General features: G+C 39.4%; 14 protein-coding genes and 1 other annotated feature. Of the genes, 1 reads left to right on the top strand and 13 read right to left on the bottom strand.

Annotated elements, in window-relative coordinates:
• Window positions 1–29: 29 nt before the first annotated feature.
• The 11 genes from MKX73_RS18645 to cymR form a co-directional block, all read right to left on the bottom strand.
• On the bottom strand, window positions 30–890 hold the full coding sequence (locus MKX73_RS18645) for a TIGR04104 family putative zinc finger protein (protein ID WP_340718743.1): 861 nt from the start codon (window positions 888–890) through the stop codon (window positions 30–32).
• Window positions 883–1,377 (bottom strand): RNA polymerase sigma factor, encoded by a 495-nt coding sequence (locus tag MKX73_RS18650; protein ID WP_340718744.1) that lies wholly within the window; start codon window positions 1,375–1,377, stop codon window positions 883–885. The genes MKX73_RS18645 and MKX73_RS18650 overlap by 8 nt, the downstream gene beginning before the upstream one ends.
• 106 nt (window positions 1,378–1,483) lie before the next feature.
• Complete coding sequence (locus MKX73_RS18655) at window positions 1,484–1,855, bottom strand: DUF5071 domain-containing protein (RefSeq protein ID WP_340718745.1); 372 nt, start codon at window positions 1,853–1,855, stop codon at window positions 1,484–1,486.
• Entirely contained in the window at window positions 1,852–2,433 is a 582-nt protein-coding gene (locus MKX73_RS18660) for an anthranilate synthase component II (RefSeq protein WP_340718746.1), read from the bottom strand. Before MKX73_RS18660 ends, MKX73_RS18655 begins: the two co-directional genes overlap by 4 nt.
• Complete coding sequence (trpE, locus tag MKX73_RS18665; RefSeq protein ID WP_340718747.1) at window positions 2,430–3,818, bottom strand: anthranilate synthase component I; 1,389 nt, start codon at window positions 3,816–3,818, stop codon at window positions 2,430–2,432. The genes MKX73_RS18660 and trpE overlap by 4 nt, the downstream gene beginning before the upstream one ends.
• A gap of 53 nt (window positions 3,819–3,871) precedes the next feature.
• Window positions 3,872–4,080 (bottom strand) — a binding site (T-box leader).
• A gap of 50 nt (window positions 4,081–4,130) precedes the next feature.
• Window positions 4,131–5,498, bottom strand: a complete 1,368-nt coding sequence (locus MKX73_RS18670; RefSeq protein ID WP_340718748.1) for a hypothetical protein — start codon at window positions 5,496–5,498, stop codon at window positions 4,131–4,133.
• Window positions 5,495–6,031, bottom strand: a complete 537-nt coding sequence (locus tag MKX73_RS18675; RefSeq protein WP_340718749.1) for an ATPase — start codon at window positions 6,029–6,031, stop codon at window positions 5,495–5,497. Before MKX73_RS18675 ends, MKX73_RS18670 begins: the two co-directional genes overlap by 4 nt.
• Before the next feature lie 187 nt (window positions 6,032–6,218).
• Window positions 6,219–6,884, bottom strand: coding sequence for a tetratricopeptide repeat protein (locus MKX73_RS18680; RefSeq protein ID WP_340718750.1), 666 nt, complete (start codon window positions 6,882–6,884; stop codon window positions 6,219–6,221).
• Between the two features lie 57 nt (window positions 6,885–6,941).
• Window positions 6,942–8,060, bottom strand: a complete 1,119-nt coding sequence (mnmA, locus tag MKX73_RS18685; RefSeq protein ID WP_340718751.1) for a tRNA 2-thiouridine(34) synthase MnmA — start codon at window positions 8,058–8,060, stop codon at window positions 6,942–6,944.
• A 59-nt stretch (window positions 8,061–8,119) separates the two neighbouring features.
• Window positions 8,120–9,265 (bottom strand): cysteine desulfurase family protein, encoded by a 1,146-nt coding sequence (locus MKX73_RS18690; protein ID WP_340718752.1) that lies wholly within the window; start codon window positions 9,263–9,265, stop codon window positions 8,120–8,122.
• 25 nt (window positions 9,266–9,290) lie between these two features.
• The gene (cymR, locus tag MKX73_RS18695; RefSeq protein WP_008408540.1) at window positions 9,291–9,710 is read right to left on the bottom strand and encodes a cysteine metabolism transcriptional regulator CymR; all 420 of its coding nucleotides are present in this window, start codon (window positions 9,708–9,710) and stop codon (window positions 9,291–9,293) included.
• Window positions 9,711–9,843: 133 nt separating this feature from the next.
• Here cymR and MKX73_RS18700 point away from each other — a divergent pair, with 133 nt between their 5' ends.
• Window positions 9,844–11,124 (top strand): replication-associated recombination protein A, encoded by a 1,281-nt coding sequence (locus MKX73_RS18700; RefSeq protein WP_340718753.1) that lies wholly within the window; start codon window positions 9,844–9,846, stop codon window positions 11,122–11,124.
• A 64-nt stretch (window positions 11,125–11,188) separates the two neighbouring features.
• Here the strand turns inward: MKX73_RS18700 and MKX73_RS18705 are convergent, their stop codons facing one another.
• Window positions 11,189–11,683 carry a GTPase gene (locus tag MKX73_RS18705; RefSeq protein WP_340718754.1) on the bottom strand — a complete coding sequence of 165 codons (495 nt, stop codon included), beginning with the start codon at window positions 11,681–11,683 and terminating at the stop codon, window positions 11,189–11,191.
• 144 nt (window positions 11,684–11,827) lie between these two features.
• On the bottom strand, window positions 11,828–12,232 hold the full coding sequence (locus tag MKX73_RS18710; protein ID WP_340718755.1) for an aminopeptidase: 405 nt from the start codon (window positions 12,230–12,232) through the stop codon (window positions 11,828–11,830).
• Window positions 12,233–12,499: the final 267 nt, after the last annotated feature.

Below are 12,499 nucleotides of genomic sequence, written 5' to 3' on the forward strand. Positions count from 1 at the left end.
CAGCCGAAGATTAAATTCGGCTGCTCTTGTTAATATAAATTATCCTCTTCATCTGTAAGCTCCAAATACAATGGCATCACTCCAATAAATATAGACAGTACATAAAAAACCAGACATAGAATGGTTAGAAATGTCGGTAAACCAAAATATGAAGAGAAAATAATCGTTGGTGATGTCAGCATCGTTAATATACCGATTATTTGTCGATACTTTTTAGAATAAAACAGTTTTTCATTACACTTTGGACACCGCAGTTCCATTTTCAATTTACAAACCATTGATATTTGCGCTTTTTTTGAATAGGAATGGCGACAATGCGGACAGCATACCTCTCCTGTTGTATTGCGGGCAAAATAAAGTAAAATTACGATTTGCAAAATAATGAAAAGCATGAAAATAACAAGTTTCAACCACTTAATATCCACTTCAAATAAATGAATTAGACTTCCGATTGCATAGACGATAAATGGTGAGACAATGATCAGCAAATAGCGCAATTTATAGACTGCTTTACGGAGTTTACGTATTGTCGGGTTTTGCCATCTCTTCATTGTAAAGAAAACAATTGTAGTGAAAATCCCGTTGATAATCAGCAATAAACTAATGATGGCCACATGCTTGCCTCTTCTTATAACTTCGGCTAATTGCTCTCGTTCATAGTTTTCGACTACCGGGCTCGATGCCTGGTTAGGAGGCGCTATAGTCCCGTCATTAGTGAACAAATACAGGAAAAATACTGCTGTAAAAACAAAAATCGGGGCAATTACAAAGGACCAATTCGGTTGTTGTTTCGGGCGTTTGGAACGATCGACAGTTTGCTTTATATTTATCTTCTGCTGTTCCGTTAATTGCATTTTACTTAACTCTTGCTGCCACTTCTCCTTAATCATCCTCCATCACCCCCATGCTTAATTTAGGCTTTAATTTCGCTCTTGCACGCTGCAAACGCGATTTAACAGTCGATACCGCCAATTCTAATAGCTCGGCGATTTCAAACACTGTCATTTCCTCATAATAATAAAGCAATAATACTTCCCGATCTTTTACCGGTAATGTAAGTACAGCGGCGGTTACTTCCCCTTGTAATTCTTTCTCTGCATAAATCTGTTCCACGTCTTTTTCCTGTTGCTGAAAAAACTGGGTAAATACGAGTTTCCTGTTTTTCCAGCTACGCAAATAATCGTAGCTGCGGTTAATCGTCATCTTCACTAAATAAGTTTTAATCGATGCTTTCTGTTCAAATTGTTCTGATTTATGATAGTAGTTGATAAATACGTCCTGGACTACTTCTTCAGCGGTTAAACGATCCTTCGTATATATAAAGGCGATGCGGTATAAATAATCACTGTATGTATCAATTAATTTCTCAATTTCCACTGGCCGTCCTCCTTTCCCCCTATAGACGGAAATAAATTCAGTTTGGACGCATTTTTTTGAAATTTATTAAAAAAACGCCTAACCAATGTATGATTAGGCGAATCTGTTATGGCTGAAAACTTAGTAAGGCTTCCTGGGCGGCTTCAATATTATCTTCATTGAATGGTGTTTTCTCCATTGCGGCAATTTGTTCGACAGCCTCTGCCAATACGAGTTTCGAATAAAACGGCAGCTTCGGTACTATCGAAACAAGACACCAGTAAACCCACATATCATCATCCCCGCGCAGCACTTCGTCAACAAGTGGCGTCAGCTCATTTGGATAGTGAAGCAGCAGCTCAACCATTGGCTCCGCGACTGGCCAGTTCATATCCTGCACCCATTCAAGCAGCTTCGGCAGTAAAGGAATGACCGCTTCTGCATCCGCAGTTTTCAGTTTTTGCACTGCTGCAATGTCATGCTTATCTTTCGGTATCATGCCAATACCTCCACCTTTTTTAAAAACTCGCTGATCATGGATGTACCGAGTTCTGTTCCGATGGACTCGGGATGAAACTGCAGCCCATATACCGGATGTTGTTTATGTTGAATAGCCATAATTTCCCCATCATCTGCGCTTGTAGCAACAACTTGGAAATCTTCATGCAATGTTTGCTTTTCAATAATAAGCGAATGATAGCGCATCACTTCTACTTCCCCATCGAAATTTGCAAACAGACCTGTTTTTTCATATTTAAGTAAGCTCGTTTTTCCATGCATAATATTTGGGGCACGGCTCACCGTTGCACCGAATGCTTCCCCAATCGACTGGTGACCGAGGCAGATTCCCAATATCGGAATCTCTGTATAAAGCTGTCGGATCATTTCAATGACAATTCCTGCATCTTTCGGTTCCCCGGGTCCCGGAGAAATAACAATTGCTTTCGGATGCAATGTACGGATTTCCTCAACCGTCATCGCATCATTCCGGACAATTTTTACGTCTTCCCCAAACTGGGCGATTTGATGATACAGATTATACGTAAATGAATCATAATTATCGATAAGTAAAATCATTTGCGCACCTCCAGCAATGCTTTCGCTTTATTTAACGTTTCTTCATATTCCATTTCAGGGACGGAATCATAAACAATCCCTGCACCCGCCTGAACATACGCTTTCTCGTCTTTAATGACCATTGTACGGATCGCAAGTGCTAAATCCATATCCCCTGATGCCGATAAATAACCAATCGCACCGGCATAAATTCCGCGCTTTCTCTGTTCCAGCTCATTTATGATCTGCATCGCACGAATTTTCGGCGCACCCGATACCGTACCGGCTGGCAGGCTTGATGCGATTACATCGACTAAGTGGGCATCGTCCCGCAGTTTTCCTGTCACCTCGGAAACAATATGCATTACATATTTATACTTTTCGATTTCCATATACTTTGTAACGGCTACTGTTCCGATCTGCGCAACACGGCCAACATCATTACGTCCCAAATCAACAAGCATTTTATGCTCGGCAATTTCCTTTTCGTCCTGCAGCAATGCATTCGCGATCGCTTCATCTTCTTGTATATTTTGTCCACGCGGCTTCGTTCCGGCGATCGGATTTGTAGTTACAAGCCCTTTTTGAACTTTTACAAGACTTTCCGGTGATGTGCCAAGTACCGTATAGTCCCCGAATTCCATAAAGAACATATACGGAGAAGCATTTGATGTCCGTAATTTCCGGTAGAGCGTCAAAGGATTTTCACGGAAATCCGCTTCAAACGTTTGGGATAAAACTACTTGGAAAATATCACCTTTGCGTATATGCTGTTTTGCAGTTTCAACCATTTCAATAAAGCGCTCTTTTTTAATAGTCGGCGCGAACTGGACATCGATTTCCTGTGTATGCTCATAAGTTAAAGATGACATTATCATTTGTTCGATATCATCCACTTTTTGCTGCATCAACTCCATCGTATAACCTGCCTGAAACAGATCCATCGCCACAATGGATACTTGCTGTAACAGATGATCGATGACGATAAACGTTTCGTAAAAATAAACATGAACATCCGGCATATTGTATACGTCGCCTACAATTTCCCCGATTTGTTCAAAATGATAGGCTGTTTCATAGCCAAAATAACCGATTGCCCCGCCAAAAAAAGCAAACGGAGCGTCTTCCTTTTGAAGTGGCAAGAGCTCTTTCAACAAAGTTAATACCGGTTTCTGTTCTGTTGTCAGCTCCTCATTATAGATAGAATAAGAAGCGGTTTCCGCATCCCCTTTCAGCTCACCTACCGGATTAAAGGCGATGAAGGAATAGCGTCCGTTTTGCTTAAATTTTGCATTGGATTCGAATAATACTTTTTTCGTGCCGATGATTGATTCAAAAATTGAAATTGGCGTATACGTATCGCCATTGACCTGCTTCATTACATATTTGTCTGTCTTTACTGCCATGCTCATCTCTCCTCAGCTTTTCTTTTTGTGAACACAAAAAGGCTCTTTCGCTTTTAAAGGACGAAAGAGCCGTGGTGCCACCTTTATTGACTAAATGAAATTCATTTAGTCCACTCAAAACTCGTAACGTGAGCGCTACGGCACAGCATTTCCTCTGCGCAGCTAGAAAATCCATTCATAAAGTACGTTTACTGACTTCCACCAACCGTCAGCTCTCTATAAAAACGCCGCTTTACTACTCTTTTTTCATCATCGCTTTTACTATACTTGCTATTGTATCGTTTTAGCCTGATTTTTACAAACTATTTTAAATTAACTGTAAATATAAAGTTGTCCGTGTGATTTTGCATAGTACAGACTTGCATCAGCAAAGGCTGCCAATTGTTCATACGATACTTCTTCTTTCTTCAATTGATCTGAATGGATAAATCCAAAATGAATCGGAATTTCTACTACTCCTGATGTCGAATGAACAGCAGTTGTCCGAAGTTTTTCCTCCAGCTTTATTAACAACTTGAAAAAATCATTTTCGGAAACATTTTTTATAATCGCTTCTCCGGCATTTCTCGATAATACATTAACCTTTGCCTCGTACTCGAAAATATTCGAATAAATCGACTCAAATAATGTGAATAACATCTGCTCGGTAAATAAGGTGCCGAACAGTTCTTCAATTTTATCTGTAATAAAGCTCCAGTGAATACAGTAAATCGACTCATTGTTCATAAGCGCATGTTCCACAAACTCGATGGTACTTTCTTTTGTTACGACATGCGGGAATTTAACCGAAAGCACGGTAGTTTCCTCTTCGAAAAAAAAGTCGGCATGTATGTTACGTAATTTTCGAACATTGTTCGGCTCACTTTTATGCCTATCGATCAGCTGCTGCAGTTCCTTTTTATAACGAAACTTCCCGATTAGCCCAAAACGTTGAAGGTACCTTTCAACTACGGACAATAATACAAAGTTCTGCTGTTTCTCCAATTGAAAAAACGCCTGTTCAAACATTCCCAGACTTTCATCCCCATAGCCGGCCCTATAGTTCAAAATCGCTTCCGCAAACAGTATATTCCCGGCATAATAAGGAGCTTTCCCTTCCAGATGCTGCAAAATATCTTGCTTTATCCGGTTGAATTCCATGTCACTGTTCGTTGATGCGTAATAATAGAGCGCTCCTAAATAACCTCTGACGATCGTTGCACTGACAGCAGGGATTTTCTGCTTATAATATTCCGCCAATTTTATAGCGATTTGTGCATTTTCCGGTTCTTTTATATACCGGTACTGTGCCGCCAAATTGCAGTAATTAATGATTATAAGCTCTTCGTTTTGCAGAAGATGCGCATATTTAAGCGATTTTTTTGCTGCTTCTATCGATTGATCAGGATGTTTTGTAAAGATATGTTCAAGACTGTACAAGTAGTAATAAACCATCTTATTATCATCTTTGCCATATGTTAAACAAAGCTTTTCATAATCATCCATGATCGCATGAAAATTTTGATAGCTTCCTATTTCAAAATATGCCGATGCCAAATATTCATAGCATAGGAGGGCTTCCGCATACCTTTTTTCTTCGAGTGTAATCGGCAATGTTATCGTGCCGAACTGGATCACTTCCATATATCGCAATTCGTTGAAGAGATTTCGCAGATGTTCAATCTGGTTTGAAATTTTCATGTTACTCGTCCACCCCAGTCATTGATTAATCCAAATACCGCTTCATAAATCTCACTGGCCTCAGTAATTGCCTGTTCATACAGGTTATGAAGAGACTGTTCGAACTCGATCACAATTTCCTGCAATTCTTTTAATATTGTACTTTGCAATAAAGCGAGCTGTTGCGGGTAATTTTCAACCTCAATATATTTTGCATCAAAATATGGTCGTAAACTTTTACCGCCGAAGTTTTTCAAGGCCTGAAAATTCACTGCCATTTCCTCATTTTCTGCTAACTTTTCTTTTAGGAACTGCTCCTGCTTTAAATAAACATAAATTGCACAAATGAACGCCAGCTTTTCGTTTTCATACAAAGCAAGCTGAATATAGCGTTTTATTTGAAAGGTTTTAATTTTATCCAGTAAGAATTTTCGAATTGGATAAATCATCGTATTTTCCGGATTGGAAATACGATCGATTTCTTCAGTAGATAATAAATACCAAATATCAAAAATGATGACTGAACGTTGGTAAGACTCCTCACATTGTCTCATCTGAAATTAAAAACATACAATCTGCTTTATCTATTTTAGCGTGCATGCTGCATATCTCACCTCAAATAATTGTCAGTTTCATCCATCATATCATAAACTTACTGTTTTTGAATTATCATTTTATTAAAAAAAGTGATGGTTGAAAATTCTCTTTTCAGCACATCACTTCACATTTTCATCTATTAAATTAGTTCGATCGCTGGCAAATCATATCATATAAATACTTTGCCTGATCAAATTCAGGCTGCAGTGTATAAGCTTGTTTCAAATGATATTTGGCTTTTTCGGTATCTGTTGTAGCTACCGCATATAATACACCTAAATTATAATGCGCATCCGCATTATTCCAGTCTTCTTCAATAACGAATTCCAGCTCCGGCTTTGCAAAATCGAACATCTCCAACGAACAAAGTAAAATGCCGTATGATAAACGAATTTGCAGATCTTTTGGCGCAAGCTCTGCCGCACGTTGCATAAATGGCAGGGCCAATTTGAATTGCTCTTCGCGTTCAAAAGATTTTGCCAGCATGTAATAGGCATCTGCCCCTTCGATTCCGTAATCGATCGATTTTTGATAAAGTTTTGCGGCTTCTGTATAGCGTTCAGCTTCATAATATAAATTCGCCAATCCATAATACGCTGTAGCAGCTTTTTCATCTACAGTGATCGCCTTTTGGAAAAATCGTTCTGCACGTTCGATATCCCCCATTGCGGCAAGCAATGTTCCAAAGTTTACATAGCCGATTGCATCATTCGGCTGTGATTCAATTGCCTGTGTAAAAGCTTGCGCAGCTTCTTCATAACGCTTTTCCTGAAATGCTTTAATACCGATTTCATTATAGTTTGTATCCATTCTTTCACCTCTATAAATATGTATAGACGCTCATTTTAAATGAACGTCTATCGTCTATTACCCTACATATGTTAACTTTTCGCTGTTTTTAAATACGCCATCGATTGTACCGCCGCCCAGGCACTCTTCGCCATCATACAGAACAACAGCTTGTCCTGGTGTGATTGCTCGAACCGGCTCGGCAAATTCAATATATGCTGTACCATCTTCACGCATTGTCACTGTTACCGGCGAGTCTTCCTGACGGTAGCGGAATTTGGCCGTGCAGTTGAATGTGCCCGTTCTCGCTTCTCCTGTAAAGCTCATTTTTACCGCAGTCAATGCATCCGAATACAATGCATCGTGATGGAAACCTTGACCAACATACAATACATTGCGTGTTAAATCTTTACCGACAACAAACCAAGGTTCACCATCTCCGCCTATCCCTAATCCATGACGTTGACCTAATGTATAGTACATTAAACCGTCGTGCGTACCTTTTACTTCACCATCAAATGTTTCCATATTACCTGGTTGTGCAGGAAGGTACTGGCTTAAAAACTCTTTAAAATTACGTTCACCGATGAAACAGATTCCTGTTGAATCTTTTTTCTTCGCTGTAGCCAAACCTGCTTCTTCAGCAATTTTACGAACTTCAGGCTTCGGTAAATGTCCGATCGGGAACATAACCTTTTCCAGTTGTTCCGAAGTTAACTGATTCAGGAAATATGTTTGGTCTTTATTATTATCAATGCCTCGAAGCATTTTCACACCGTTTTCGTCATGCGCTACACGTGCATAATGTCCAGTCGCTAAATAATCCGCGCCAAGTGCCAGTGCGTGCTCCAGGAAGGCTTTAAATTTAATTTCTTTATTGCACATTACATCGGGGTTCGGTGTACGTCCTGCTTTATATTCTTCCAGGAAGTACGTAAATACTTTGTCCCAATATTGTTTTTCAAAGTTGACTGCATAATATGGAATGCCGATCTGGTTACATACTGCGATTACATCATCATAATCTTCTGTCGCTGTACATACACCAAATTCATCCGTGTCATCCCAGTTTTTCATGAAAATACCGATTACATCATAGCCCTGCTGTTTCAATAAATACGCGGCTACAGATGAATCTACGCCTCCACTCATTCCAATAACTACTCGAATTTGAGAGGGATCTCTTGTTTCTACCATTTACTATTCACCTTTTCTTAGACAAATCGCGTAAAAGGCGCGAAGTCTTTCTTATAAATTTACGAAGTTAGTCGTTTTACAATTTCAGCAGTACGCTTCCCTGCTTCTTGTACTAACTCATCTGTTAATCCTAACCCAAAACTGAAGCGAATGGAACTACGAAGCTCAGGCGCATTCTGTCCATACATTGCGACAAGTACATGGGACGGGTCAATCGAACCTGCCGTACAAGCTGAACCGCTTGATACGAGTACACCTGCCATGTCCAAATTGATCAAAAATGATTCAACATCCGTTCCAGGGAAAGTGACATTCAATACGTGCGGTAAAACACTCGTTTGATGGCCATTCAGATGAAAGTCAATACCCGCCTGCTGGAACTGTTCAATTAAAATATTTTTGAAGCCGTTATACTGTTTGATACGCTCTTGTGCAGATTGTCCTGCCAGGTCTGCAGCTTTTGCAAACGCGATAATCGCCGGGACATTTTCCGTTCCTGCCCGGCGTTTTTTCTCCTGAGAGCCGCCATATAGGATATTTGTTAATTTGACTCCTGTTTTTGCATATAAAAAGCCAATTCCTTTAGGTCCGTTAATTTTATGGGCTGAAACACTCAACAAATCAACATGGAGTGCTTCTACATCCATTTTTTCAAGTCCGAATGCCTGGACAGCATCTGTATGGAACGTAGCAGTATGGTCTTTTAAGATCATGCCAATTTCTGCGATAGGCTGGATTGTGCCGACTTCATTGTTACCATACATAATCGTAACTAAAATCGTATCATCACGTAAAGCCTCTTTCACCTGGTCAGCGCGGATTCGCCCTGACTTGTCAACGGGTAAATACGTTACCGTGAAACCTTCTTTTTCAAGCTTTTCACACGCATGTAAAACGGCATGGTGTTCGATTGCTGTTGTAATGATATGCTTTCCTTCTTTTTGGCGCGCATACGCTGTTCCAAAAATGGCCATATTATCGGCTTCGGTTCCACCGCTTGTAAAAATAATTTCAGAGGGTTTCGCATTTACTTTAGCTGCCAAACTTGCCCGAGCGTCATCCAGTGCTTTACGTGCACTGCGTCCAACTGTGTGAATACTTGATGCATTACCGCTTTCCTCGGCCATTGCATGTGCCATTACACCGATTACTTCCGGTGCAACGGGCGAAGTTGCGGCATGATCAAGATAAATTGTATTTTTCAAAACTAACTAACTCCTTTAAATAACACTAAATGTAAAACATATAGCCGTCAGATACTTCATTATTCGTATATTTTGCCAAATCGTCGATCGTCGTTGTATCCAACACATTTTTTACTGCATCGCGAATACGCATCCATAATTCACGCTGTGGCGCTTCTTCATTTTCAATTCCTTCAACCGGCTGAATCGGTCCTTCCAATACACGGATGACATCAGCTGCAGAGATTTCGTTTGGCTTATGTGCCAGCATATAGCCGCCATATGCGCCGCGCACACTTTTTACAAGACCGGCATTGCGCAGTGGTGACACTAACTGCTCTAAATACGCCTCAGATAAATCTTTATCCGCAGCAATTTGTCGAAGCGGAATCGGACCCTCACCATAATGCTTTGCCAATTCAATCATAATTGTTAAACCGTAACGTCCTTTAGTCGATATTTTCATCGTTACACCTCTTATTTTCTAGTCCTTTAATATTATTCATTATAACACAACTCCTTTTAAACCACTCGGAAATACTTTATGATTATTAACAAAACCATTTTATTCAACGAAAAAAGAAAAGGAGCGAAAAATTATGCAAAATGAACCGCTCGCCTATAAAATGAGACCTCGTACAATTCGCGAAGTTGTTGGTCAGCAGCATATTATTGGACCTGCAACACCTTTGTTTAAAATGATTGAAAAAGGCCATGTTCCTTCGATGCTGCTATACGGACCTCCCGGAGTAGGGAAAACATCAATTGCAAATGCGATTGCCGGCAGCTCAAAACTTCCTTTCTTTGCTTTAAACGCAACACATGCCGGAAAGAAAGATATTGAACAAATCGTGATGGATGCAAGAATGAGCGGTAAAGTCCTGTTATTTCTGGATGAAATTCACCGTTTCAACAAACTCCAGCAGGATACATTACTTCCGCATGTGGAAAACGGTTCAATCGTCTTAATCGGGGCAACTACGGAAAACCCGTTCCACGATGTAAACCCCGCCATCCGTTCACGCTGCGGGGAAATATTACAGCTTGAACGCTTAACAGGCGATGATATCATCCAGTTGCTCAATCAGGCATTGTCAGATATAGAACGCGGTCTTGGAAATTTGGAAATCGCTATTACCGAACAGCAAATCGAAAATATTGCGAATGCTTCAAATGGCGATGCCCGCAAAGCATTAACTCTTTTGGAATCGGTATATTATGCTTCGGATGAAAAAGACGGGGTAACCATTGTTAATGATAATGCGATCGATGCATTAGCAAAACGAATCGGGGTTTTCGGGGATAAAGGCGGCTCCCATTTCTATAACTTATTGTCGGCTCTTCAAAAGTCTGTCCGCGGCAGTGATCCGAATGCCGCGTTATATTATTTGGCGCATCTACTCGAAAATGGAGACTTGGTTGCGGTATGCCGAAGACTGCTCGTCATGGCCTATGAAGATATTGGACTAGCGAATCCTAGTGTCGGGGCACATGTGCAGGCAGCAACAGAAGCAGCCGTGAAACTCGGATTGCCGGAAGCCCGCATTCCCCTCGCGGCAGCTGTTGTTGAAATGTGTTTATCGGACAAATCTAATTCAGCCTATAAAGCTTTGGATGCGGCGATTGCAGCAATTCATGAAGGGAAAACCGGTGATATACCAAACCATCTGAAAGACGCTCATTATGCAGGCGCTGCAACACTCGGTCATGTCGGATATAAATACCCGCACGACTCCCCTATCGGAACATTCGGCGGCTGGGTACAACAGCAATACTTACCGGATGAACTAGCAGGAACAGAATTTTACAAACCTGTCATTGCAGGTGAAGAAAAAAGAATGGCCGCCATATATGAAAAGCTGAAATCTTTTAAGAAATAAGCGGCATTAACAGAGTACACAAAAAGAGTCATTTTCAACTTAATGAAAATGACTCTTTTATAGTTTACTTTTCGTATGACTCTGCAAATTGCTTAAATGCTTTAATACATTGTTCTACATTGTCCGCAACAGTCAGTTTAACTTCTTCATCGTTTAACTGATAAATACTCTTTTGAATTTCCGAAAGCAATTCCTCATTACTTTCAGTATGCGCGTTTGGAATACAGCTCGCACTTAATTCATATAGCTTGATTACATGTGCGCGTGCATCCGCATCATCTTCTGCTATTAAATTAGCATGCGCTAAACCTGTAAAGTATACAAGCTTTGAAGCAATATCCATATAAAGTGTCCAATAAGTAGTGCTTGATGGTAATTCCCCGTTATTTTTCGCGACATAATCATTAAAATTATTCGCTACTTTATGCAATAATTCATCAAGCTGCTCGAAAGCTTTCGACCAATTTGGTTTCGTATCGATATTTTCAAAAACGATTCTATCCATTTTCAACTGTAGACTCGGCAAATTCAATAAATCATTTTTCATTTCAATTGTCATTCTATCGTCCTCCTTGCATCCCCATGCATATTATCAATACGCTATTAACTATAGCAAAAAAAAGGAATTTTTCTGCAAAAACGAAAAAATCATTAAAATCCTGCCATATTTTTGCCATAATTAATCTCTTAATAGAATATTATGTCATTTGCTATTCAAAGATTCATCTGTCAAACGAGAAAAGTATTTTTCATATAATAACTTCTCATTATCAATAGAGCAGATTTTATACACATCCATTACACTTTGTGAATAAATTTTTATTGACTGGCCTGAACTGTAAAAAATCCATTTAAATGATTCAATCCATCTATCTAAATTCTTTTCATCACTGTTCAAAAATAGTTGCTTTTCTTTTATTATACCCGCCATTTTCCAGAAACCTTCACTTAGCTTGTAGTTTTTCGTTACAAAATCATATTCAGGTTCGACAATATGTTCAGTATCATAAATGTGGATTTTATTTGAAGCGGCATCAATCGCAATTTCCACCGACCCGATTACATCATGTAAATTCAATCCCCGGTATTCCATTTGGTGAATTACCATTTTTAAGTTCCCTTCCTTAAACAAATTTATTATTTTATCACAATAATAACAACCTACACCAAAAAATGAATCACTATTCATAATTATTATGCTTCTTTAGGAAATTTTTGTATAACTAAATAAAGTATGTATCTTATTGCGTAAATTAATGACGGATGGAAAGATGAAGTTATTGTTTAATCCTTTCCATGTTAAAATAATATACGAAAAAAGCACTCTAAATTAGTTTTCGACAAATAGCAAAAATCCGATAAAAAAAGATGTGTA

Origin of the sequence: Solibacillus sp. FSL W7-1436, assembly GCF_038007305.1 — a bacterium.
Lineage (GTDB): Bacteria > Bacillota > Bacilli > Bacillales_A > Planococcaceae > Solibacillus.